This is a genomic window from Helcobacillus massiliensis, from assembly GCF_033106145.1.
GTDB classification, from domain to species: Bacteria; Actinomycetota; Actinomycetes; order Actinomycetales; family Dermabacteraceae; genus Helcobacillus; species Helcobacillus massiliensis.
Genome location: NZ_CP136959.1, coordinates 2,513,963 through 2,535,797, shown reverse-complemented (window position 1 = coordinate 2,535,797; position 21,835 = coordinate 2,513,963). Strand labels below are relative to the sequence as shown.

Sequence of the window (21,835 nt, the reverse complement as noted above, 5' to 3'; positions counted from 1 at the left end):
CGATGAGCCCCGCCGAATCCTCCCACCCGTGGACGCGGTTCGTCGCGATCGGCGACTCCTTCACCGAAGGGATCGGGGATGCCGACGAGACCGTCGTCGGCGGTGTGCGCGGCTGGGCGGACCGGGTCGCCGAGCAGCTCACCGCCGGCACCGACGACTTCTCCTACGCGAACCTCGCGATCCGCGGCCGCCTGTACCGGCAGATCATCGACGAGCAGATCGAGCCCGCGATCGACCTGTCCCCGAACCTGGTGAGCTTCTTCGCCGGCGGCAATGACGTGATCCGCCGCGGCGACCCGGATGAGATCGCCGGTCACATCGACGAAGCCGTCGGCCGCCTCGCCACCACCGGTGCGGACATCATCCTGTGGACGGGCCCGGACGTGGGCAGCACCCCCGTGTTCCGCATGATCCGCGGCCGCACCGCCATCTACAACGAGAACATCCGCGCCATCGCGAAGCGGTACAGCACGTTCGTGGTGGACCTGTGGTCCCTGCGCGAACTGACCCGCGAGGACATGTGGGCGCCGGACCGTCTGCACTTCTCCCCGCTCGGGCACCACACCATCGCCCGCGAGGTGCTGAACGTGCTGGGCGTGGACAACGACCTCACGAGCGAGATGCCGGAGGCGGCGCCGCGGAAGGAGTGGCGCGAGGCGCGTCGCGAGGACCTCGTGTGGGCCAAGGAGTTCTTCGGCCCGTGGGTTCTGCGGCGCATCCGTCGGCAGTCCTCCGGTGACGGGATGACGCCGAAGCGCCCCACCGCGAAGCCCGTGTTCGGTGCACCGATGGCCCCCGGCGCGGACACCGGCGGACTGGATCAGGTGCCGGGCGAGGACTGAACCCGTCGGCCCCGCCCCCGCCGGCGGGGCGAAGGACCCATAGTCCCCACCGCGATGGACACCACATCGCGTTTATAGTGTTCCCAGCTGCGATGAGATCTGCCAGCGCTCGAGCCTGGGCACCGTCCCACGCTCGTGACCCTCTCCCCGAAAGAGAAAGCCATCCTCATGACCACAGCATCCCCTGCGCCCGCTCGGCGCACCCGCCCGAGCCTCACCTGGCGCCGACTCCTCTCCATCCTGATCGCCCCGTTCCTGCTGGTCGCCCTCGCGGCCTGCGGTGAGGTCAAGGGTGACATCGAGATCAAGTCGGCCAAGCAGGCGTCGATCGATATGACGATCTCCCTCGACAAACAAGCCGCCTCCACCCTCGGCTTCGGCAATTCGTCCGATGCACTGTGCACCTCGCTGAAGTCCCAGATGGGCATCACCAGCGCTGACTTCGTCAAGGTGTCCCCGAAGGACGACGGCGACCGCATCAGCTGCAACTTCAAGGGCGACGGCGAAGCCGAAGCCAACAACTCCGCCCTGACCGAGGAAGAGGACGGCAAGTACCTCCGCTTCAAGATCGGCAACTCCACCGTCTCCGAACAGGAGTGGGACCAGGCGATGGAGGGCATGAAGATGATGGGCCTGGACGCCTCCGGCTTCACCACCGACATCACTATCACCATGCCGGGCAAGGTCGTGGAGACCGCCAGCGGCAAGGCGGAGGGCAACAAGGTCCGCATCACCGATCCCAAGGAACTGATGACCAAGGGCATTGATGTGAAGGCAGAGACGAGCAGCTTCCCGTGGATGATCGTGATCATCGTGCTCGCCGTGCTCGCGCTCCTCGCTCTTCTGGCGATCGCCGCGCTGATCTTCTTCTTCCTGTCCCGCAAGAAGAAGAACAAGCCCTCTGCTCCGGCACCGTTCGGCACCCACGCCGCCGGCGGCTCCTCCGGTCCGTTCGGCAACCAGAACAGCCAGCAGGGCTTCAACCAGCAGGGCTTCGGTCAGCAGGGCCAGCCCAGCGCCAACAACCAGCCCAGCCAGCCGAACTTCGGCAACCAGCCGGGTCAGCCGAACTTCGGCGGCCAGCAGCAGGGCTTCGGCTCGCAGCCCGGTCAGCCGGGTCAGCCTGGCCAGCAGGGCTTCGGCGGCCAGGACGGCTTCGGCAACCAGCCCGGCCAGCCCGGCTCCGGATCCCAAAACCCCGGCCCGCAGTGGCAGGGCCCCGGCACCAACTGATCAGACAGCGGTCATCCCGCTCACCTGACGCGGCCCGCCTCCGTACCATCGGGGGCGGGCCGCTGCCGTGAGTTCCGCGCACAGGGCGCCGCTTCGTCGACTTCGGTCGACGGGGCGGCGCCCTGGCCGTTCCCGCTCCGGTGAAATCGGCCTATAATGGACAATCGTGAGGCTCCCGGTTGGTCGGGAAGCCGGCATCCGTCGGCCCGCGCTCACGGGCCCCGCCCGTCCCTGTCAAGAAGGCCCGCGCTCATGCACCTCTCCTCCCCCGCGCACCCACCCCGCGCCGCCTGGCGTCGTCTCCTCGCTGTGCTCCTGGCACCGCTGCTGCTCCTCACCCTCGCCGCGTGCGGTGAGCTGAAGGGAGAAGTCGATTTCGAGGACGAGTCCACGGTCTCCATCGACCTCACTCTGAAGGTCGATCAGAAGACCGCTGCCGCGATGGCGTTCAACAGAGATTCCGTCGCGGAGTTCTGCGAGGACACCAAAGCCGAAGAACCGAACACGCCCGGATTGAAGGTCACCCCCATTGCGTCCGGCGGCGACTCCGGTTGCCACATCGAATACGAGGGCACGCACGAGATGGTCAAGGAGATGCTGACCCTCGAGGAGAACGGCAAGGCTCTGCGCCTCGTCACGGACGAGGGTCAGCGGATCAGCGAGGACGAATGGAACGACCTCGTCAAGAATGCACGGGAGCACGGCATCGACCTCGACGATGCGAAGGTCGATGTTGAGATCACCATGCCGGGGAAGGTGCTCTCCAGCGTCAGCGGCGAGATCGACGGCGACACCGTCCGCATCACCAATCTGCACGATCTCCTCACCCAGGGCGTCAACATCAAGTCCGAGGTGAAGAGCGGCTTCCCATGGGGTGCGATCGTCACCACCCTGCTCGTTCTTCTGCTGCTGGCAGCACTGGCCGCGGCGGCGTTCTTCTTCCTCCGCAGGCGCCGCGGGGGTCAGGGGAAGCAGCCGACGGGTTCCCCCGCAGCTCCGGGCCAGGGCGGTGCGCATGCGCCGCCCCAGGCTGGAGCAGGTGCAGCCGCGGTCGCTGCACCGCAGCACCCTCAGCACCCACAGGCACCGGGCCAGCCGCAGGCGCAGGCACACCCGCAGGCTCCGTCAGCTCCGCAGGTTCAGTCGCCCCCGCAGGCTCAGTCGGCCGCTCCGGCACCGCATGCCCCGTCTGCACCGCCGGCTCCCACGGGCCAGCAGCCGCTCGCGCCGAACACCGCGATGCCCCCGCAGCAGCCGCACCGCCCGGGCGACCTGCAGTCTCCGCCGACCCCGCAGCGCCCGCGCCGATGAGACGACGCACTTTGTGATGTAGGACCCGCCGCCCGGCCTTCGATTGGCATCGACTCACCAACTCGAGTAATGTTGAGAAGGTCGGAAACGGCAAGCGCCCGTAGCTTAACGGATAGAGCACCTGACTACGGATCAGGAGGTTGGGGGTTCGAATCCCTCCGGGCGCGCAGTGCTGAGAAGCCCCGAGATCACCATGATCTCGGGGCTTTCTCGTTGCCCGGGGCCCCGTCCGTTGCTTCGCAGTGCTCGGAGGGCGCTCGCCGCAGGGGCCCGAAGGCTCGCCGCAACGCAGTCCGAATCTTCGCCGCAACGGCCGAGGAGGATCGGCTGCGCAGTTCGACGGCCCCGCCCAGCCGCAGAATTCGACGGATGTTCGCTATCGAGCCCGAATTCGGCACATCCAGCGAACTCTGCAGCCAGCGCATCGAAGATCTGGGCAGCGCGGCGGCGAGCCGGGGGACCAGGCGGTGTCAGAAACCCAGGGGCCAGAGACCCGACGGGGCCAAAAACGAAAGCGACTTTTTTGCGGATCGGCAGGGTGCTTACCGCAAAAAAGTCGCTTTCGATTGAGATGACCGGGGCCGGCTGGAGACAGCGGCGGGCACCGGCGCGATGACCGGGGCCGGCTGGAGACAGCGGCGGGCGCCGGCGCGATGGCCGGGGCCGGCTGGGGGGGGGCCGGGGATTCGGCCGTGGGGCAGGGGCGCCGCCGGGGCTACGGCGTGACGATCTTGCCCGGGTTGAAGTTGCCGCCCGGGTCCTGCGCCGCGTACAGATCCTTCAGCATCCGCACGCCGCCATCGGTGATGTCCTCAGCGATCCACGGCTGATGCTCCGTGCCCACCGCGTGGTGGTGGCTCACGGTGCCCAGGTGGTGCATGAACTCCTGCTGGATCGTGTGCTTCAGCGCCGTGTACTCCTCGAGCATTCGCTCATCCGACTCGTACGGAACAGCGAACGTGAAGTACAGGCACGCGCCCTGGTGGTAGCTGTGGCTCATGTGGCAGAACATGAAGCCGCGCAGCCCCATCTCGTCGAGCTTCCTGTAGAACGCGTCGTACACCGAGGAGTGCATCTCGTTCAGGCGCGACCACGTGGTGCCGGTGTCCGAGACATCGCCGTACACGTTCATCCCCAGCAGGAAGTCCCGCAGGTACGGGGTGTCGAACTTCTTCTGGTCATAGATCTTGCCGGGGCCGGCGCCGAGCGTGATGCCGCCGACGGACTTCACGATCCGCTTCACCGCGGACTTCTCCCGCTCCACATGCTGCTTCGTCCCCTCGAAGCACACGTAGGAGATGCACATCTCCTCACGGGTGTCCCAGCCCTTCGAGCGCAGGTACGCGAACAGGCCCTCCTGGACCTTCGCCATCGCCTTCGACTTCCGCGACTCCGGCTCCTTCACCATCGCCAGCGAGAAGCGGGTCTCCGGGCCGTCCGACAGGCGCGTGAACACCGGATGCACCTCCGAGCGGGCAATCGCGTGCATACCCCGCACACCGCTCTCCCAATCCGGGAACATGTACGCGATGACCTCGCGCACCGGGGCGACCCGGTGCACCCGCACCGTGCACTCCGTGATCACACCGAGGCGGCCCTCCGAACCCAGCACCATCTCGTGCACGGAGGACCCGGAATCGCGGCCCGGAATCGGCTTGGTGTCGATGACCCCGTCGGCCTGCACGAGGCGCAGCCCGCGCACGATGCCCTCGATGTCGCCGTACTTGTCCGACTGCATGCCCGAGGAGCGGGTCGCGGCCCAGCCGCCGAGCGTGGAGTACGCGAACGAGTCCGGGAAGTGGCCCATCGTCCAGCCGCGCTCCTGCAGCTGCTCCTCGAGGTCCGGGCCGTACACGCCGGCCTGGACGCGGGCGAGGCCAGCGGTGTCGTCGATGTCGAGGACGCGGCACATCCGGCCCAGGTTCAGGGTGATGATCGCGCGCTTCTCGTCCACATCGGGGGTGACGGAGCCGGAGATGGAGGAACCGCCGCCGAACGGGATGACCACGAGGTCGCGCTCCACCACGAGGCGGAGGATCGACTGCACCTCCTCGTCGCTCGCCGGATACACGACAGCATCCACGATGCGGCGGAAGTCGCCGGTGCGGGCGCGGAACAGGTCTGTGACGGAGCGGCCGAAGGAGTGCACCACGCGGTACTCGTCGTCCGTGCGGACGTTCTCCGAGCCGACGATCGCGGTCAGCGCGGCGGCGTCCTCCGAGGAGAGCACGCTCGCCGGCACCTCATAGTCGGACAGCTGCGGTTCGGGGCGCGGCGTGATGGCGTCGAGGTCGAGACCGACCTTCTCCTTCACCAGCGGCGCGAACAGCGGCTTGTTGTCGAAACGGAACGTGACATCGTCCAGTCCCCAGCCCCACCACTTGTGGCGCTTCACATCAGCTGCCGAGATCATTCGCTCAGCTCCTCCCCCATCACAGTGCGGTAATTCGATTCGTACAGTTCAGCAACGGTGGCCTGCACGCGCGCGGAGAAGTCGGTGACGACCTCCCCTTCGAACGGGCGCATCGGCTCACCGAACACGACCCCGACGGGCGGCCTGCCCGGCTTCGGCCAATTGCGGCCCTTCGGCATCGCCTCATGCCCGCCGATCAGCGCCGCCGGGATCACAGGGGTGCCCACGCCGGTGGCGAGCGCAGCCGCGCCCGGTTTGAACTCGGCCATGCGGCCGGTCGTGGAGCGGGTCGCCTCCGGGAACACCAGGATCGGCACCCCAGCCTTCAGCAGACGGCGGCTGAGACCCGAGTTCTTCTTCGAGCCGTCGCGGTCGATCGGGAACGCGTTGAACATCCAGCGCACGAAGATGCGGCGGTACCACACCTCGAAGAAGTACTCGCGTGCCACGCCCGTGGACAGGTAGCGCGCCTGCTTGATCGGCAGGCCCTGCATCAGCATCGGCGCATCCAGGTGCGAGGAGTGGTTCGCGACCAGGACGAACGCGCCGCGGACCTTGTGAACCGACGGGTGCACGCTGATCGTCTGGGTCACCACCGACCCGACGATGCTGCGGAAGACGCCGCGCTGGAGCAGCCGACGGATCCGCGACCGCCAGCGGGACCGGTAGAGGGCCGGGTCGTGGTACTGATTCACTTCTCTTTGTTCCTCCGCGCCGTCAGCCAGGCGCTCACTCGGTGGATGATGGAGCGCGGCGCGAGGCGGGAGAGCGCCACGATCAGCTTGAACCTCTTCGAGGGGATGGAGATGACGCGGCCGGCGGCGGCGTCACGCAGGCACTCCTCCACGAGGCGGTCCGGGTCCAGCCACAGGAAGCCCGGGATCGAGGTCCCCTTGATGCCGGCGCGCTCGTGGAACTCGGTGCGCACCCAGCCGGGGGCGAGCGCCACCACCCGCACACCCGTGCCGGCGAGGCGGACCGACAGGGCCTCCGTGTAGATCTGCGCCCACGCCTTGATGGCGGAGTAGTTGTTCTGCGGCACGTATCCGGAGGTGGAGGTGACGTTGATGATGGTGCCCTCGCCGCGCGCCGCCATGGTGCGGCCGGCGGCGCCGGACAGGTGGTAGACGGCGCGGACCATCACTTCGAGGCCGTCGTCGTGCAGGGAGAGGTCCTCGCCGAGGATGTCGGACCGGACGGAGAAGCCGGCGTTGTTGACGAGGATGTCGATCGGCGGGTCCGCTTCGAGGCGCTCCACGATCCGCTGCTGGTCATCGCGGTGGACCAGATCAGCCTCGATGGTCTCAACGTCCACGCCGTATCGGGAACGGATGTCCGAGGCGAAGGCGTCGAGTCGTTCGGGGTTGCGGGCCACGATCACCAGGTCAGCGCCGCGCTGTGCGAAGGCCCTGGCGAAGGCCGCCCCGATACCTGACGTTCCGCCGGTGATGAGGGCCCTGTGCATGCGCCCTACGATACACTAGGCCGCACTGCCCTCAGCCCCTCCAGGCGCCTCGCGGGAGGGGTCACGACGGCCCACATCACCCGATTCCACCTGGGAGAACGACCTAGTCATGGCGAACGCTCACTCGCAGATCCTGCTCACCGGCGTCACCGGATTCCTGGGGCAGGCCGTCCTCCAGGACCTGCTGGAGAACCACCCCGATGTCCGCGTCACCGCGGTGATCCGACCCAAGGGCTCCCAGACCGGGCGCAAGCGCCTCGAAGGCCTGCTGCGCAAGCCCGTGTTCACCTCCTGGGCTGAGCGAACCAGCAAGGAGGAGGTCGCGTCGGCCCTCGCCGACCGGGTCGACGTCCTCGAAGGCGATCTCACCGCGATGCCGCCGCTGACGCAGAAGCTCGACGTGGTCATCCACTCCGCCTCCTCGGTGTCCTTCGACCCGCCGATCAACGAAGCGTTCGCCACCAACGTGGGCGGCGCGAAGAACCTGTACGAGGCGCTGCTGGAGTCCGATCAGGACCCGCACGTCATCCACGTCTCCACCGCGTACGTGTCCGGTCTCGCCAAGGGCCTGCGCCGCGAAGGCCGCCTGACCCACACCGCGGACTGGCGCGCCGAATACGACATGGCGCTCGCCGCGAAGGACCGGGTCGAAGCGCAGTCCCGCACTCCGGAGGTGCTGCGCCGGCTGATGCGCCGCGCCGCGTTCGAAGCGGGGAAGATGGGCCCGAAGGCCAGCGCGGAGGTCGCTGAGCGCGCCCGCCAGGACTGGGTCCACGAGCGCCTCCAGGACTACGGCCTGCAGCGCGCCAACTCCCTCGGCTGGACCGACATCTACACCTTCACCAAGGCGATGGCGGAGCGCGTCGCCGAGGAGCTGTGGGCCCAGAAGGGCCACCGCCTGTCCGTGGTGCGCCCCTCCATCATCGAGTCGGCGCTGCGCCGCCCCTACCCGGGCTGGTTGGACGGCTACAAGGTCGCCGATCCCCTCATCATGGCCTACGGCAACGGCCGCCTGCCGGAGTTCCCCGGCCTCGCCGATTCGATCCTCGACATCATCCCGGTCGACTTCATCGTCAACGTGATCACCGCGCTCGCCACGCAGGAGGTGTCCCGCCGCGGCGATGACGCCTATTACCAGGTCGTGTCCGGCTCCTCCAACCCGCTGCCGTTCCACGAGATGGTGTCCGCGGTGCAGGGCTACTTCCAGGAGAACCCCCTCACGGACGACAACGGCGAGGAGATCGAGGTCCCCACCTGGTCGTTCCCGTCGGTGCAGCTCATCGAGGCGCGCTTCTGGGCGACCCAGAAGGCCGCGAAGACCGCGCAGCTCATCACCGGTCAGCTTCCCGGTACGAAGCGGACCCGCCAGTGGGCGGGCCAGCTGCATAGGACCGTGAGCGGCCTGGAGACCCTGCGGAAGTTCACCGACCTGTACCGGCACTACACGAAGACCGAAATGGTGTTCGACGACGCGAACACCCGCGCGCTGCGCGAAGAGCTGCCGGCGGAGTTCCTCGCCACCAACGACTTCGACGTCACCGTCATCGACTGGAAGGACTTCTTCCAGAAGCAGCACCTGCCGGCCCTCACCGAGCTGACGAAGGCGTACAAGCGGGCGAAGTCCGCCCAGCGCCGCCGGGAGGCGCGCGGCCCCGCCGCCCTGAAGGAGGGCACGGACGTCCTGGCCGTGTTCGACCTCGACGGCACGGTCATCGCGCAGAACATCGTGCAGCAGTACCTGTCGATCATGCGCGCCACACGCCCGCGCCGTGCCTGGGCAGGCGAGAGCGCGAAGCTGGCGTCCGCGCTGCCGCAGTACCTGCTGGCGGAGTCGCGGGACCGCTCCGAGTTCATCCGCTCCGTGAACCGCCGCTACCGCGGGTACACCCCCGCGGAGCTGCGCCGAGTGCTGTCCGGGGAGCTCGGGGAGAAGATCCGCAGCTCCATCCGCGAGGAGGCCCGCGCCCGCATCGAGGAGCACCGCCGCGCGGGCCACCGCACCGTCCTCGTGACCGGTGCTCTGGACCTGCTGGTGGAGCCGATCGCGGACCTGTTCGATGACGTGGTCGCCACCCGCATGCATCTGGGTGAGGACGGCCGCCTCACCGGCTACCTCGCGACCCCGCCGGTGGTGGATGAGGCGCGCGCGAACTGGCTGCGGAAGTACGCCGACGAGCACGGCCTCGACCTCGCGAAGTCCTACGGCTACGGCGACTCCGTCGCTGATGCGTCGTGGCTGCGGCTGCTGGGGCACCCGTCGGCCATCTCCCCCGACCTGGGGCTGTACGCGGAGGCGAAGAAGCAACGCTGGCAGGTCCTCGACTGGAAGTGACGGTCCCGCGCTGAGGGGTCGACGGTCGCTGGCCGACAAGGGTCCCGCTGACACCGCCGAACGGGGGCATAGTGTAGGAAAGGGCGTTCCGCTCGGGGACGCCCCATCCCCCCCCGGACAGCGTCCCAGGAAGGACCGATCGTGGACTCCTCCATCGTCCCCAAACTCGTCATTCCCACGCCTCCTGCCATGGCGAAGGCCATGGAGGACGGCATGTACGCCAAGGCCACCAAGCCGATCGGCGAGCTGTTCTGGCTCGCGCTGACCGGCGGCGCCTACATCGCCCTCGGCTTCATCTTCTTCGTCACCACCCAGCAGGGGGTCGGCCCCACGTCCGGCCTGCCGATCGGCGTCACGAAGCTCATCGGCGGCCTGGTGTTCTCCACCGGCCTGATGCTCGTGGTGATGTCCGGTTCGGACCTGTTCACCGGCACCACCATGTCCCTCATGCCGACGCTGTCGAAGCGCCTCAGCTGGGGGATGATGGCCCGCCACTGGGCCGTGTCCTACATCGGCAACCTGGTGGGCGCCCTCATCGTGGTGGCGATCATCGCACTGGCGAAGACTCCGCTGAGCAACGGCGGCGCCTGGGGCATGGTCGTGGTGAACACGACCCAGGCGAAGCTCAGCCTCAGCTTCGTCCAGGCGATCGCCCTGGGCGTGATGGCGAACCTCGCCGTGTGCCTCGCTGTGTGGATGGCGTTCGCCGGCCGCTCCGCCACGGACAAGATGCTGGGCATCGCCGGCCCGATCGCATTCTTCGTCGCCACCGGGTTCGAGCACTCCGTGGCGAACATGTTCATGCTGCCGATGGGCTGGGTGATCACCCACGTGTTCGGTGCCGAATTCTGGGGCAGTGACGCCGTGCAGGCCGCGGGCGTGACCCAGGCGGACTTCTCCTCCGTCACGATCAGCAACATCGTGCTGCACAACCTGCTGCCGGTGACGATCGGCAACATCATCGGCGGTGCCCTGTTCGTGGGCGGGTACTTCTGGGTCGCCTACCGGCGGAAGGCGCTCGCCGAGGAGCGCGCTGCCGCTCAGGCCGCTGCCGCTCCGGCGGAGAAGGCCGACGGAGTCGACCGCACCGACGGCGGTTCCCACTCCGCACGCTGAGCCGCACCCCTCCGCGTCACGCGGAACCCTATCCGCACCGAGCGCCGGCCCCTCCACGGGGTCGGCGCTCCGCTGTGCCGGGGCCGCCGGGGCCGCCGGGAACCATGACAGCTGTCATGGCGGATCAGTGACACCGTCCCTGCGCACCGCCCCTCCCCCGGCGGGATTCTGGTGTCATGAACGAGAACACACCCGCCATCAGCCTCGACGAGGTGCATCAGAGAGTCGGCCCCGGCGGCCGCGTCCACGCCGTCCGCGGCGTCTCCGCCACGATCCGCCCCGGTGAGATCGTCGCCCTTCTCGGCCCCAACGGTGCCGGCAAGACCACCCTCATGGACATGGTCCTCGGCCTCACCCGTCCCGCTCAGGGCCGCGTCAGCGTGCTCGGGCAGACGCCCCGGGCCGCGGTGAGAGCGGGGCGCGTCGGCGCGGAGCTGCAGACCGGCGGCCTCCTGCCGGACCTCACCGTCCGCGACACCATCCGAATGATCGCCGCGGCCTACCGGGACCCGGCGCCCGTCGGCCAGGTCCTCGAAGACGCGCAGCTCACGGAGATCGCGAACCGCCGAGTGAAGGCCTGCTCCGGCGGTGAGCAGCAGCGGATCCGGTTCGCGCTCGCGATCCTGCCGCAGCCGGACCTGCTGGTTCTGGATGAGCCCACAACGGGGATGGACCCGTCGGCCCGCAGTCGCTTCTGGAACGCGATGGCGTCGCAGGCCGAACGCGGGCGCACCATCCTGTTCGCCACGCACTACCTCGAGGAGGCGGAGAGCTTCGCCGAGCGGATCATCATGATGGGCGCCGGCCGGATCCTCGCGGACGGGCCGGTCGACGAGGTGCGCTCCCTCGCGCAGTTCGCACACGTCTCCTGCCGCCTCCCGGCGGGGATGGGGGCCGACGGGGCCCGCTGTCTCGTCGAGGCCCTCCCCGAAGCCCGGGAGGTGCACGTGGACACAGGCCGGCTCTCCCTCGCCACCGCCCACTCCGATGAGACAGCGCGGGTGCTCCTCGCGCACAACGGTGTGCACGATCTGCAGATCCGGCAGGCGTCGCTCGATGACGCGTTCGCCGCCCTCACCGATTCGGCCGCGGAACCCGTCGGCCCCTCATCCTCCACCACCGAGTCCAGGAGCGCAGCCGCATGAACCGCCTGACCTTCATCGCCCTCACCCTGAAGCGCCTCACCGCCGACTGGGTCGGGCTGTTCTTCACGATCGTTCTGCCCGTGGGCATGTTCATCATGTTCGGGGCCCTGCAGCCCTACGGGGAGATGCAGGCGGGGCACGGAAACGTCTCCGCGCACACGATGGTGTCGATGGCGCTGTACGGCGGCGCGACAGCCGCTGTCGCTGCCGCCGGAATGACCGTGGTGGAACGCAGCTCCGGGTGGGGCCGCCAGCTGGCCCTCACCCCGCTCAGGGGCGGCGACCTGATGCTGGCCCACGGCGCGAACATCCTGGTGCGCGTGCTTCTGCCGGTCATCGCGGTGAACATCGCGGGCCTGGTGACGAACGCGGATATGCCGGTGGAGCGGTGGCTCGCCGCGGCCGCCCTGTGTGTGGCAGCCGCGATCCCGTTCGGGTTCTTCGGCATGATCTTCGCCGCGCTGTTCCGCTCCGATTCCGCGGTGTCGGTGGCGGCGACGTCCCTGGTGATCCTCGCGTTCGCCTCCAACATGTTCATGCCGTTGAGCGAGGACCTGCTCGCGTTCGCACGCTTCACCCCGCTGTACGGCCCGAGCGTCCTGGCGCACTTCCCGCTCTCCGAGGGGGTCCAGCTGACGAACGGGGGCGGCCTGCAGACCGAGTCGCTCACCTTCGCGCTCGTGATGACGCTCGTGTGGTTCGGGGTGTTCGCCGGCATATGCTGGGCGCTGGAGCACCGGCAGAAGGGACGCGCATGACAGGAGAGCGCACCGCCCCGGCGGCTGACGCGGACCGGCCCGGCACGGCTTCGGCCAGCGCCGCTCGGCCGGGGATCCGCGGCCCGCTGCACCTGCCTGTGATGGGGATGGCCGGGATCTGGCTGCTGTATGTCGCGTTCCCGCTGATCGCGCTCTTCACCACCTACCCCGACCCGGCGCGGCGCGGCATCGGCCTCGCCATTCTCACTGTGTTCGCGGTGGTGTACCTTCTCGGTTTCGGCCGTTCCCCTCACTGGGCGGAGGGCAACCGACGGGATCTCCTGTGGCTGTGGACCGTCCTGCTGACCGTGCTGATGATCGCGCTGTATCCGCTGCTGTTCGCGATCGCGTTTTCCCTGCTGACGTTCGTGGTGGCGTCGATCGCCTTCCCACACCCGCCGCGGATCGCCCTGCCAGTGGGCGGTGCAGTGGCGCTGGTCGGGACGGCGGCTGCGCTGCTGCTGGCGCCGGAGATGCCGAAGCCGGCGGTGCTGGGCTTCACCCTCGCCGGGTCGGCTTTCGTCCTGATCACGGCGGCGATGACGGCACGGATGGAGGCGGAGGCGGAGCTGCGGCACCAACTGGCGACCGCGCAGGACAGGGAGCGGATCGCCCGAGACGTGCACGATGTCCTCGGCCATTCCCTCACGGTGATCAACCTGAAGGCGGAGCTGGCCTCGCGTCTGGTGGCGGCGGACCCGTCGGCCGCGCAGGCGGAGATGCAGCAGGTGGCGGAGCTGTCGCGGGAGGCGCTGGCGCAGGCGCGCACCACGGTGATGCGGGGCCGCGAGTCGAGCCTGTCCGAGGAGCTGGCGGCGGCGCAGCGGGCGCTGACGGCGGCGGGTGTCGCGGTGGATGCACCGGACCCGTCGGCCGCTGAGCCTGCGGCGGGGCGTGACGCGGACCTGTTCGCCGCGGTGCTCCGGGAGGCGGTGACGAACACTGTGCGGCACGCGGAGGCGTCCCGGTGCACGATCACCGTGGCACCGGGACGGCTGCAGGTCGTCGATGATGGCCGGGGCCGCGGGGAGGCGGCCGACGGGAACGGGCTGCGCGGTCTGCGCCGCCGCGTCACCGAGGCCGGCGGCCGGGTGACGGTGGAGTCAGCGCCTGGTGAGGGGACGGCAGTGACGGTGAGGATGCGATGAGCTCCACCACAACCGCGGGCGCGGGTGCGGGCGCAGCCCCGATCCGGGTGGTCATCGCGGAGGACCAGGACCTGGTGCGGGCGGCGCTGACCGCCCTGCTGAATCTGCAGGCCGGGGTGGAGGTGATCGGCGGGGTGGGCCGCGGCGACGAGGTGCTCGCGGCTGTCCGCGACCTGCGCCCGGACGTGCTGCTGCTGGACATCGAGATGCCCGGCATGAACGGCCTGGATGCGGCGGCCGCGGTGCGGGCCGAGGCGCCGGGCACGCGGGTGCTGATCGTGACGACGTTCGGCCGGCCCGGCTACGTGAAGCGCGCGATCGCGGCGGGTGCCAGCGGCTTCGTTGTGAAGGACACGCCGCCGGAGCAGCTGAGCGACGCGATCCGCCGAGTGCACGCCGGCCTCAGGGTCATCGATCCGACACTCGCGGCGGATTCCCTTATGGCGCCGGACAATCCGCTGTCGGAGCGGGAGGTCGAGGTGTGCCGCGCCGCCGCGGACGGCTCGGGGCCCGCTGCGATCGCTGCGGCGCTGCACCTCTCGGACGGCACGGTCCGCAACCATCTCTCCAGCGCGATCCGCAAGACGGGGGCGTCGAACCGCTACGAGGCGGTGCGGATCGCCACCGACAACGGCTGGCTCTAGCCGACCCGGGCCCCCGTCGGCTTCCTGGGTCCCAACGGCCGCCCCTCCGCGGCGCCGCGCAGAGGAGGGGCGACGGTCAGCCGGTGTTCTTCAGACCGGCCGCGACACCGTTGATGGTGGTCAGCAGCGCCCGCTTCTCCATCTCGGACACGTCCTCACCGCGCGCCTGTGCTTCGCGGACGCGGCGCAGCATCGCCACCTGCATGTGGTTGATCGGGTCGAGGTAGCGGTCGCGCACGGACAGGGTGCGCTTGAGGACGGGATTGTTGTCCAGCAGCTCGACCACGTCGGTCAGGCGCTCCACTTCGGCGACCGTGAGGTCGTATTCGGCGCGGATCGCGTCGAACAGGTGGTGCAGGTGCTCGGGGACGAGGGCGTGCACGTACTGGGCGGCGATGTTCATGTCGGTCTTCGCGAGGGTCATCTCCACGTTGGAGATGACGGTGCGGAAGAAGTGCCACTGCTCGTACATGTCGCGCAGGTCCGCCCCGAGTCCGGCTTCGCGCGCGGCCTTGAGGCCGGAGCCGGCGCCGAACCAGCCGGGCACGATCTGGCGGGACTGGGTCCAGCCGAACACCCACGGGATGGCGCGCAGGCCGTCCAGGCCCTTCTCGCTGGTGGTGCGCTTCGAGGGGCGGGAACCGATGTTCAGTTCGCCGAGCTGCTCCACCGGGGTGGAGGCGACGAAGTACTCGGGGAGGTTCTCGTCGTCGATGAGGGTGCGGTAGCGGGCGAAGGCGGCATCGGACACCTGCTGCATGACGTCACCGAAGTGGGCGAGGCGGTCCTTGGGGGTGCGGGGTTCGCGGTGCAGCGCGGAGCCCTGCATGACGGCGGCGAGGGACAGGTCGAGGTTCTCCCGCGCCAGCACCGGCAGGGTGTACTTGTCGGAGATGACCTCGCCCTGTTCGGTGAACTTGATCTCGCCTTCGAGGACGCCGTTGGGCTGGGCGAGGATCGCGTCGTAGGTGGGGCCGCCGCCGCGGCCGACGGATCCGCCACGGCCGTGGAAGAGGCGCAGCGTCACGCCGTGCTTCGCGGCGACGTCGCGCAGGCGCCGCTGCGCCTGGTGGATCTCCCACTGGCTGGTCATCACGCCGGACTCCTTGTTGGAGTCGGAGTAGCCGAGCATGACCTCGTGGCGGTCGCCGCGCAGGCGCACGATCTCGCGGTAGTGCTCGTTGCTGAGGAGTTCGTCGAGGATGCGGCCGGCGCCGCGGAGTTCGTCCACGGTCTCCAGCAGTGGGGTGAAGCCGATATCGGCGCGGGGGTGTTGGCCGCGCAGGTCCACGAGGCCGGCTTCGCGGGCGAGGAGGGCGACGGCCAGGAGGTCGTCGGCGCCGCGGGTCATGGAGACGATGTACGTCTGGATCGCGTCGGTCCCGTAGGTGCGGTGGGCGTCGCGGATCGCGGTGAACACGGAGAACACGGCGGCAGCGGAGTCGCTCAGCGGGGAGTCGTCGGTGCCGACCAGGGCGCCGGCGATGGGGCGGCCCCTGCCGAGCTCGCGGCCGAGGAGGTCGGTGCGCTGCTCACGGGTGAGGTCGGCGTAGGAGGCGCCGGAGCCGTCGAGGTCGTCTTCGCCCATCAGGGCGTACAGCTCGGTGAGGAGATCGTGGTGCTTCTCAGCGTGTTCGCGGACATCCAGGATGGCGAGGGTGAGCCCCACTCCTGCGAGGACGCTCTGGGCGATGGCGAGCTCACCGTCGGCAACGCGGTTCCCGCGGTGGGCGCGGAGGGAGTCGCGGACTTCGTCGAAGTCGGCCTGGATCTCGTCGCCGGAGGCATAGTCGACTCCCGGCTGGTGCGCGGAGCCGCTGCGGATCCGGTCGCGGGTGCGGTCCACTTTCACGCGCATGGCGACGAGCTTCAGGCGGTACTGCTCGCGTTCGAACAGGTCGCGGCGGACCGTGTCGCCGATGGCGGGGTTGGCGGCGAAGTCGGCGTCGACGGAGTCGCCGATCTCTTCGTCGACGCCGACGATGGTGGAGGACACAGAGATCGACTGGATGAGGCGGGTGAGGACCCCGCGGGTGATGTCAAGGGCGGTCTCGGCCTGCATGGCGAGGACATCGCGGGTGACGTCAGCGGTGACGTACGGGTTGCCGTCGCGGTCGCCGCCGATCCAGGAGCCGAAGCGGAGGGGGACGCGGCCGACGGGGACATCAGCGCCGTGGCGCCGGGCCTCGTCGCGCAGGTCCTCGATGAAGCCCGGCATCGTGATCTCGTAGATCTGCTGCAGGTAATAGAGGGCGTTGCGCGCCTCGTCCTGCGGGGTGGGCTGGAAGTCGCGCAGTTCGTCGGTCTGCCAGATCAGTTCGATGATCTCGGCGAGGTGGCGGTCCTGCTTCTCGCGTTCGCGGGTGCCCTCGGCGGTGTCGTTGTCGAGGAGGTCGGAGATGCGGCGCAGCTTCGTGAGGACGGCGCGGCGGGAGGCCTCCGTCGGGTGCGCGGTGAAGACGAGGCGGGTGTCGAGGGAGTCGATGGTCTCCTGCAGCGCCTCGGGTCCGAGTTCGTCGGCGATCTGGCCGATGGTGGTGGGGATCCACTGCTTGTCGGTGTCGGTGTCCTTGATGGCGCGGACTCGGTAGACCTGTTCAGCGGCGTTGGCGAGCAGGAAGTACTGGGTGAAGGCGCGAGTGAGCGCGGTGGCCTGTTCGATGGGGAGGTCGGCGAGGCGGCGCTGGATGGTCTCGGCGCGGCGGGTGCTGTCGTCACCGTCGGCGGAGGAGGCGTGCTTGGACAGCTGGCGGACCTCTTCGACGAGGTCGAGCAGTTCCTGGCCGTGCTGGTCGGCGAGGGTCTGTCCCAGCATCGTGGACAGGCGGCGCACGGTGGCGCGCAGCGGGGCGTCGATGTGGGGGTCGTCGCCGACCACGGGGAACTCTGCCGTCAGGGTGGGCAGGTGCATGTTCTCAGGCATCCGGTCTCCTCGGTGCGCGCCGACGGGGTGCGCGCTCTAGCGGGCTGCCGGGGCCGTGCCGGGTGCGTTCGGATTCCCACAGCGGGGGCGGCGAAGCGGCCGGCTCAGCTCCGAACGGACGGTCCCCACTGTAGCCGGTCGTCCACCAGTTGGGGGTCGCGGTTCACATCATGAGCCTGCCCGGTTCGCGCGGGGCAGCTCCTGCACCGGCAGCTCCTTCAGCGGAGGATCTGGACGGCGATCACGCAGGATGCGAAAAAGTGCCGCTGATCCAGCGGTTCTGCTGGTCAGCGGCACTTCTTCGCGGCGGAGACGAGAGGATTTGAACCTCCGAGGCGGATCAACACCACCTACTCCCTTAGCAGGGGAGCGCATTCGGCCGCTCTGCCACGTCTCCTTGTACGGTTCGCACTGTGGGCGGTGGCCGCCGCACGCGCTGTCCGTACCGAGTCACCTTATCGGACGTCGGGCCCTGCGCACAAAGCAGGCGGACCGCTGTCACACCATTCACCCGTCGGCCCCTCGCGTGCCGTCCCCCGGAGGGATCCCGCAGCGGGGGTGGCCGGGCTCACGCGTGATCTGGTCAATGGTCTGATTCGCTCGGGCCGCCCCCACCGCATAATGGAGCGCATGTCGTCCAGCCGCACCGCCACCAGCCCCGTCCAGCCGACCCCACGCGCCATCGCCGGCGCCTGGGCCGTCCATGCGCTGACCCTGTCGGGGCTGCTGTGGGCGCTGCTGGCGCTGAAGTCGCTGTCCGATGGGAACATCGCCGCGATGTGGGGATGGCTCGGCGTCGCGCTCATCGTCGACGGGCTCGACGGCTCCCTCGCCCGCCGCGCCCGAGTGCGGGAGGTCATCCCCTGGTTCGACGGCACCACCCTCGACAACCTCGTGGACTACCTGACCTGGACGTTCATCCCGGCCCTGTTCATCGCCACCCACATCGACCTCGGCGGAGACACCTGGGCGTGGGCGGCGGCCGCCCTGATCTGCATCTCCTCTATGTTCTGCTACTGCAACACGGGGGTGAAGTCCTTCGACTTCTTCTTCGTCGGGTTCCCCGCTGCATGGAACGTGGTCGGCGTGGCCCTGTGGATCCTGCAGCTGCCCGCCTGGGGCGCCGGCGCCGCCATCGTCATCCTCGCGGCCCTCACCCTCGTCCCGTGGACGTACCTGCACCCGTTCCGGGTGCGCCGCCTCATGCCGTTCAACATCGTCGCAGTCACCATCTGGATCGCCACCACCGGCATCCTCGTGGCGGACCACCCGCACCGCTCGGCGGGCCTGCTGGCCCTGTGGTGGATCAGCGGGTTGTGGTTCCTGCTGGTGAGCGCACTGCGGACGGTGCAGGGCGGGTCCGCCCCAGCGGCGCCGACGGCTCCCGCAGCCGCCGACTGAGCCGCGCTGTCCGCACATACTTGGTGACCTCCAGCGCCACCCCGGACGCGATCAGCAGCACCACCACGACGATCACCGTGGGCGGATACTGCCTGCCGTGGAACCAGAAGTAGACGTACGGCGCCACGAACGTCCCCACCGTGACGGCGAGGCCCGCGATGCGCTGGCGGCGGCTCGTGCCGGACACGGCCGTGATCACGCCCCACGTGTAGGGGAACGCGGTGATCAGGTCGATCGCCCACAGAGTGAGGAGGGAGCCGTGGAACTCCTTCACCAGGGACACCGGCAGGGCGCGCAGCGCTGAGTAGACGAACACGATCGTGTACGCGATGACGGTGGCGGAGCGGGACCAGCGCTCCCACCGGCTGCGGTGACGGACCCGCACACCCGAGTCGGCGAGGTCGCGGGAGAGACCCACCGGCACTTTCAGGGTGTCGATGCCGTCCAGCCATCCGCGCAGCAGGGCGCGCTGCTCCTCACCGGCGCTGAGGAGGTGGCGGACGATCGCGGTGGGCGCCATGCCGACGACCAGCGCGCTGTCGGCGGAGGAGTGGTCGGTGACGTCGCGCATCAGCGGCGCGAGGTCCGATGCCTGCCACGCTGCGTGCTCCTCAGGGGTGAGGGCGGTGACCCACAGCAGGACCCCGTCGGCCAGCGCGACACGCAGGGCGCTGCCGAGAGCGGTGAGCGTGTGGGGCTCGCCCCCGTCGGCCCCCGCGGTGCCCGCACTGCCGACGTCGGCCCCTGCGGAGTCGGCGCCGGCCAGCACGGCCGGGATCGCGCCGGCGAGCGGCTCCTCGCGGACTGTGCGGGTGTCCAGCGACAGCAGCATGGGTACGCCAGCGGCTTCCCGCACGGCCGACGGGTCCACCGCGGCGTCGCGCAGGAGGGGGATGTCCGCGATCGACCCCATGCGTCAGAGGACGAGCTTCTCGCGCAGGACAGCGATGTGCTTCGGGGTGCCGACACGGTACTTCACGAACGTGAGGCGGCCTTCGGCGTCGATCGCGAAGGTGGAGCGGATAGTGCCCTCCACCTGGCGGCCGTACATGTTCTTCATGCCCCACGCGCCGTACGCGGCCATCACCTCGTGGGACTCGTCGCCCGCCATGGTGAACGGCAGGTTCTGCTTCTCAACGAACGTCTCGATGTCCTCGATCGGGTCCGGGGAGATGCCGACGATGCGGTACCCGGCGTCGGTGAACATGTCGTAGTTGTCGCGCAGGTCGCACGCCTGCGTGGTGCACAGGGGCGTGTTCGCCGCCGGGTAGAACCAGATCAGGGCGGGGGCGCCGGCGAGGTCGGCCAGCGAAATGCGACCACCGCCCGCGGCGGGCAGGTCGAAGTCGGGGGCCATCTGGCCCACTTCCAGCTTCACATTCTGCGCGGACATCACTGTCTCCTTCATTCAGGGCGGTTGTGGGCGGCGGGGCCGACGCGGCGGGCGGTGTCAGGGCTCATGGGCTGAGCGTACTCGCGGGGGAATGAGAACGTCCCCGCGCCGCGCCCCTGCGGCGGGACGGACGGGGGACGTTCTCGGTGCGTGGTCCGCGGAGAGTAAGGGATTTGAACCCTTGGTACGGGGTTACCGCACAGCGGTTTTCAAGACCGCCACCTTCGGCCGCTCGGTCAACTCTCCTTGCACGTCAGCGGTGCCGACATGAATGTCAGCGGTGCCAACGGCGCCGCAACAGTCTACCAGCGGGCGCGATGCCCGCGGACTGTCAGCTTCCGTCGGCCGCCAGCATCCGTTGGCCGCCAGCATCCGTTGGCGCATAGCGGCATACCAGTACCCCAGGGCGATCGGGCTGCCTGCATACGCCGACGCGTGCGCGCGTCAGGGGCGACCGGGCCAGAGCGGCACGGGTGACCGGGCCAGAGCGTCGGCGCCGGGCACCCAGGTGGCGGAGCCGGCACCCCTACGCTGGTGGCATGCGCACCTTCAGAATCTCCGACCGCTCCCTCCATCTGATCGACGCCCCCGAACCGACCCCGGCCGCAGGCGAAGTCCTCGTGGACGTCCACACCATCGGTGTGAACCGCGCCGACGTCGCCGAAGTCGCCTGCGCCTACCCGCCCCCGCCGTTCCTCACCCCGCTGAGGACCGCCGACGGCGCCGAGTTCTGCGCGCCTGGCGTGGAGATCGCCGGCACCCGGCGCGACACCGGCGATGAGGTCGTCGCCCTGGTGGCCGGCAACGGGTACGCCGAGGTGGTCGCAGTGGAGGAGTCGGCGCTGCTGCCCCTCCCCCAGCAGCCCACTACCCCGGCCGACGGGATCGCTGACGGCGACAGGCCGGCCGACGGGATCGCAGACGGCGACAGGCCGGCCGACGGGAACCCTGAGGCGACGGGCACCGCGTCCGACCGCTTCGCGTTCGCGGCGTCCGTGCTCGAAGCCGCCGCCACGGTCGTCTCGAACCTGCACCTCGAGACGCAGGTCCGCGCCGGCGAACGGGTCCTGATCCATGGGGCGACGGGATCCGTCGGCCTCACCGCAGTCCAGTTCGCGAAGGCGCGCGGCGCCCACGTCACCGCGATCGCCGGCAGCGACACCAACGCGGCCCTCCTCCGCCGCATCGGTGCGGACGTGGCCTTCAACCGGCACGACGGCGACGTGTTCGAGCAGATCGCCGCCGGCGACGGGCCGCGCAGCTTCGACGTCATTCTGGACGTCCTCGGCGGCGGTGACGCGCTCGAGAAGAACGTCGGCGCCCTCAGCGAATACGGTCGGCTCGTCATCATCGCCGTGCTCGCCGGCGCGACAGGCACTCTGCCGGTGATGCAGGTGATGCTGAAGAAGGCGCACATCATCGGCACCACCCTGCGGTCCCGCCGCGGCGAGGCGAAGGCCCGAGTGATGGAGGCGGTGCGCTCCCAGATGTGGCCGCTGATCCAGAGCGGGCAGATCCGCGTCCCGATCCGGGCGGAGGTGCCGTTCGAGGACGCTGCCGCAGCGCACCAGATCCTGCGGGACGGCGGGCACCTCGGGAAGGTCGTGCTGCGCCTTCGGTGAGGACGGACCGCAGCGTGCTGGACAGTCCGCCCGGCCGCCCGGCGCCCCTATGACCGAACGCGGTCACCGGAAGCGGTCAGCGGACGTAG

At 69.5% G+C, this 21,835-nt stretch carries 18 protein-coding genes and 3 tRNA genes; 13 read left to right on the top strand and 8 right to left on the bottom strand.

Annotated features, from left to right (window positions below; all coding sequences use genetic code 11):
• The first annotated feature begins 2 nt into the window (after window positions 1-2).
• From R3I40_RS11475 to R3I40_RS11455, 5 genes are all read left to right on the top strand, one after another.
• Window positions 3-842 (top strand): SGNH/GDSL hydrolase family protein, encoded by an 840-nt coding sequence (locus R3I40_RS11475; RefSeq protein WP_396349492.1) that lies wholly within the window; start codon window positions 3-5, stop codon window positions 840-842.
• Window positions 843-1,010: 168 nt separating this feature from the next.
• Entirely contained in the window at window positions 1,011-2,075 is a 1,065-nt protein-coding gene (locus tag R3I40_RS11470) for a hypothetical protein (protein ID WP_285262340.1), read from the top strand.
• 252 nt (window positions 2,076-2,327) lie between these two features.
• Complete coding sequence (locus R3I40_RS11465) at window positions 2,328-3,386, top strand: LppM family (lipo)protein (RefSeq protein WP_285261937.1); 1,059 nt, start codon at window positions 2,328-2,330, stop codon at window positions 3,384-3,386.
• A 94-nt stretch (window positions 3,387-3,480) separates the two neighbouring features.
• A tRNA-Arg gene (locus tag R3I40_RS11460) sits at window positions 3,481-3,553 on the top strand.
• Between the two features lie 202 nt (window positions 3,554-3,755).
• Complete coding sequence (locus R3I40_RS11455; RefSeq protein WP_285261938.1) at window positions 3,756-3,956, top strand: hypothetical protein; 201 nt, start codon at window positions 3,756-3,758, stop codon at window positions 3,954-3,956.
• A gap of 145 nt (window positions 3,957-4,101) precedes the next feature.
• Here the strand turns inward: R3I40_RS11455 and R3I40_RS11450 are convergent, their stop codons facing one another.
• Genes R3I40_RS11450 through R3I40_RS11440 form a run of 3 tightly spaced genes read right to left on the bottom strand, consistent with a single transcriptional unit; the run spans window position 4,102 to window position 7,264 of the window.
• Complete coding sequence (locus tag R3I40_RS11450; protein WP_285261939.1) at window positions 4,102-5,799, bottom strand: FAD-binding oxidoreductase; 1,698 nt, start codon at window positions 5,797-5,799, stop codon at window positions 4,102-4,104.
• Window positions 5,796-6,494, bottom strand: coding sequence for a lysophospholipid acyltransferase family protein (locus tag R3I40_RS11445; protein WP_183376010.1), 699 nt, complete (start codon window positions 6,492-6,494; stop codon window positions 5,796-5,798). Before R3I40_RS11445 ends, R3I40_RS11450 begins: the two co-directional genes overlap by 4 nt.
• Window positions 6,491-7,264: an SDR family NAD(P)-dependent oxidoreductase gene (locus R3I40_RS11440; RefSeq protein ID WP_239376863.1), complete on the bottom strand. Its 774-nt coding sequence runs from the start codon at window positions 7,262-7,264 to the stop codon at window positions 6,491-6,493. Before R3I40_RS11440 ends, R3I40_RS11445 begins: the two co-directional genes overlap by 4 nt.
• A gap of 109 nt (window positions 7,265-7,373) precedes the next feature.
• Here R3I40_RS11440 and R3I40_RS11435 point away from each other — a divergent pair, with 109 nt between their 5' ends.
• The 6 genes from R3I40_RS11435 to R3I40_RS11410 all read left to right on the top strand — a co-directional run bounded on the left by R3I40_RS11435 (window position 7,374) and on the right by R3I40_RS11410 (window position 14,407).
• Window positions 7,374-9,596: an HAD-IB family hydrolase gene (locus R3I40_RS11435; protein ID WP_285261940.1), complete on the top strand. Its 2,223-nt coding sequence runs from the start codon at window positions 7,374-7,376 to the stop codon at window positions 9,594-9,596.
• Window positions 9,597-9,737: 141 nt separating this feature from the next.
• Window positions 9,738-10,712 carry a formate transporter FocA gene (gene focA / locus R3I40_RS11430; protein ID WP_285261941.1) on the top strand — a complete coding sequence of 325 codons (975 nt, stop codon included), beginning with the start codon at window positions 9,738-9,740 and terminating at the stop codon, window positions 10,710-10,712.
• A 176-nt stretch (window positions 10,713-10,888) separates the two neighbouring features.
• Window positions 10,889-11,857 carry an ABC transporter ATP-binding protein gene (locus R3I40_RS11425; RefSeq protein WP_317700021.1) on the top strand — a complete coding sequence of 323 codons (969 nt, stop codon included), beginning with the start codon at window positions 10,889-10,891 and terminating at the stop codon, window positions 11,855-11,857.
• A complete protein-coding gene (locus R3I40_RS11420) occupies window positions 11,854-12,615 on the top strand; it encodes an ABC transporter permease (protein WP_285261943.1) in 762 nt (253 codons plus the stop codon). Before R3I40_RS11425 ends, R3I40_RS11420 begins: the two co-directional genes overlap by 4 nt.
• Window positions 12,612-13,763: a sensor histidine kinase gene (locus R3I40_RS11415; RefSeq protein WP_285261944.1), complete on the top strand. Its 1,152-nt coding sequence runs from the start codon at window positions 12,612-12,614 to the stop codon at window positions 13,761-13,763. The genes R3I40_RS11420 and R3I40_RS11415 overlap by 4 nt, the downstream gene beginning before the upstream one ends.
• Window positions 13,760-14,407: a response regulator transcription factor gene (locus tag R3I40_RS11410; RefSeq protein ID WP_285261945.1), complete on the top strand. Its 648-nt coding sequence runs from the start codon at window positions 13,760-13,762 to the stop codon at window positions 14,405-14,407. The genes R3I40_RS11415 and R3I40_RS11410 overlap by 4 nt, the downstream gene beginning before the upstream one ends.
• Window positions 14,408-14,483: 76 nt before the next feature.
• Here R3I40_RS11410 and ppc read toward each other — a convergent pair whose 3' ends face one another.
• Together ppc and R3I40_RS11400 are read right to left on the bottom strand one after the other, a co-directional pair.
• Entirely contained in the window at window positions 14,484-17,330 is a 2,847-nt protein-coding gene (gene ppc, locus R3I40_RS11405) for a phosphoenolpyruvate carboxylase (protein WP_259922517.1), read from the bottom strand.
• 307 nt (window positions 17,331-17,637) lie between these two features.
• A tRNA-Ser gene (locus R3I40_RS11400) sits at window positions 17,638-17,727 on the bottom strand.
• A 233-nt stretch (window positions 17,728-17,960) separates the two neighbouring features.
• Here R3I40_RS11400 and R3I40_RS11395 point away from each other — a divergent pair.
• Window positions 17,961-18,731, top strand: a complete 771-nt coding sequence (locus R3I40_RS11395) for a CDP-alcohol phosphatidyltransferase family protein (protein WP_239376166.1) — start codon at window positions 17,961-17,963, stop codon at window positions 18,729-18,731.
• Here R3I40_RS11395 and R3I40_RS11390 read toward each other — a convergent pair.
• The 3 genes from R3I40_RS11390 to R3I40_RS11380 form a co-directional block, all read right to left on the bottom strand.
• Window positions 18,637-19,644: a hypothetical protein gene (locus R3I40_RS11390; RefSeq protein ID WP_285261946.1), complete on the bottom strand. Its 1,008-nt coding sequence runs from the start codon at window positions 19,642-19,644 to the stop codon at window positions 18,637-18,639. The genes R3I40_RS11395 and R3I40_RS11390 overlap by 95 nt on opposite strands.
• Before the next feature lie 3 nt (window positions 19,645-19,647).
• The gene (locus tag R3I40_RS11385) at window positions 19,648-20,124 is read right to left on the bottom strand and encodes a peroxiredoxin (RefSeq protein WP_259922513.1); all 477 of its coding nucleotides are present in this window, start codon (window positions 20,122-20,124) and stop codon (window positions 19,648-19,650) included.
• 158 nt (window positions 20,125-20,282) lie between these two features.
• A tRNA-Ser gene (locus R3I40_RS11380) sits at window positions 20,283-20,370 on the bottom strand.
• A gap of 293 nt (window positions 20,371-20,663) precedes the next feature.
• Between R3I40_RS11380 and R3I40_RS11375 the strand changes: the two genes are divergently transcribed.
• A complete protein-coding gene (locus tag R3I40_RS11375) occupies window positions 20,664-21,746 on the top strand; it encodes a zinc-binding dehydrogenase (protein WP_259922511.1) in 1,083 nt (360 codons plus the stop codon).
• Window positions 21,747-21,835 lie beyond the last annotated feature (89 nt).

Bases quoted from the DNA above. Each gene is read 5' to 3' on its own strand.
- R3I40_RS11410 (WP_285261945.1), top strand. From the start codon at position 13,760: ATGAGCTCCACCACAACCGCGGGCGCGGGTGCGGGCGCAGCCCCGATC.
- R3I40_RS11390 (WP_285261946.1), bottom strand. From the start codon at position 19,644: ATGGGGTCGATCGCGGACATCCCCCTCCTGCGCGACGCCGCGGTGGAC.
- R3I40_RS11415 (WP_285261944.1), top strand. From the start codon at position 12,612: ATGACAGGAGAGCGCACCGCCCCGGCGGCTGACGCGGACCGGCCCGGC.
- R3I40_RS11465 (WP_285261937.1), top strand. From the start codon at position 2,328: ATGCACCTCTCCTCCCCCGCGCACCCACCCCGCGCCGCCTGGCGTCGT.
- R3I40_RS11425 (WP_317700021.1), top strand. From the start codon at position 10,889: ATGAACGAGAACACACCCGCCATCAGCCTCGACGAGGTGCATCAGAGA.
- R3I40_RS11470 (WP_285262340.1), top strand. From the start codon at position 1,011: ATGACCACAGCATCCCCTGCGCCCGCTCGGCGCACCCGCCCGAGCCTC.
- R3I40_RS11440 (WP_239376863.1), bottom strand. From the start codon at position 7,264: ATGCACAGGGCCCTCATCACCGGCGGAACGTCAGGTATCGGGGCGGCC.
- R3I40_RS11435 (WP_285261940.1), top strand. From the start codon at position 7,374: ATGGCGAACGCTCACTCGCAGATCCTGCTCACCGGCGTCACCGGATTC.
- R3I40_RS11450 (WP_285261939.1), bottom strand. From the start codon at position 5,799: ATGATCTCGGCAGCTGATGTGAAGCGCCACAAGTGGTGGGGCTGGGGA.
- R3I40_RS11420 (WP_285261943.1), top strand. From the start codon at position 11,854: ATGAACCGCCTGACCTTCATCGCCCTCACCCTGAAGCGCCTCACCGCC.
- R3I40_RS11385 (WP_259922513.1), bottom strand. From the start codon at position 20,124: ATGTCCGCGCAGAATGTGAAGCTGGAAGTGGGCCAGATGGCCCCCGAC.
- R3I40_RS11375 (WP_259922511.1), top strand. From the start codon at position 20,664: ATGCGCACCTTCAGAATCTCCGACCGCTCCCTCCATCTGATCGACGCC.
- ppc (WP_259922517.1), bottom strand. From the start codon at position 17,330: ATGCCTGAGAACATGCACCTGCCCACCCTGACGGCAGAGTTCCCCGTG.
- R3I40_RS11455 (WP_285261938.1), top strand. From the start codon at position 3,756: ATGTTCGCTATCGAGCCCGAATTCGGCACATCCAGCGAACTCTGCAGC.
- R3I40_RS11395 (WP_239376166.1), top strand. From the start codon at position 17,961: ATGTCGTCCAGCCGCACCGCCACCAGCCCCGTCCAGCCGACCCCACGC.
- R3I40_RS11475 (WP_396349492.1), top strand. From the start codon at position 3: ATGAGCCCCGCCGAATCCTCCCACCCGTGGACGCGGTTCGTCGCGATC.